Source organism: Oleiphilus sp. HI0080, assembly GCF_001635135.1.
The window spans coordinates 1-851 of record NZ_LWFU01001080.1 but is presented as its reverse complement, the minus strand read 5'-3'; the positions used below and the strand labels follow the sequence as shown (position 1 = coordinate 851).

Here is an 851-nt window from a genome sequence, read left to right as displayed (position 1 = left end):
TGCAGTACTTTCAGATTAAAGAGCAGCACCCCAATGAAATTGTGTTTTATCGCATGGGGGATTTTTATGAGCTGTTTTATGACGATGCTAAAACCGCGTCTCATTTGCTCGACATCACGCTGACAGCGCGCGGCAAGTCCGGCGGCGAGCCAATTCCAATGGCCGGCGTACCCCATCATGCGGCGGAAGGTTATATCGCGAAGCTTGTAAAATGCGGCATATCGATCGCAGTAGCTGAGCAGATTGGCGATCCAGCGACCAGTAAAGGCCCCGTAGAGCGAAAAGTGGTTCGCGTTGTTACGCCTGGCACACTGACTGACGAAGCATTTTTGGATGAGCGATCGGAGAACTTGCTTGGGGCGATTACTCACAAAGACAATGTATTCGGTATAGCATGGCTTGAGCTTTCATCTGGCCGATTCCATTTAACTGAGGTATCAGGTTTAAGCAACTTGATCGCTGAAGTGCATCGCCTTAAGCCTGCCGAGCTGCTGGTGAGCGACGATTTCCCTTATGAAGATTCACTCGGCCTTAAAACTTCTTTACGCCGACAGGGTCCTTGGCACTTCGAGTTAGACTCTTGTGAGCGTCTACTTTCAAAGCACTTTAAAACAAAAGACCTTGGTGGTTTTGGTTGCGATGATTTTAGCGTCGCCATTGGCGCAGCTGGCGCACTCCTCCAATACGTTAAAGATACCCAACACGACGAGTTATCGCACATCTCTTCAATGAGCAAAGAGTCCCTGTCAGACAGCATACTCATTGATGCAGCAAGTAGAAAGAATCTTGAGATTGATTCAACAACGCAAGGCGATTCTACCAATACCCTTAGCTGGGTGCTTGATCATTGT

The 851-nt window shown here is 48.4% G+C and carries 1 pseudogene; it reads left to right on the top strand.

Annotated features, from left to right (window positions below):
* Positions 1-851 (top strand): annotated as a pseudogene (locus tag A3751_RS19930) (DNA mismatch repair protein MutS); the annotation flags it as partial.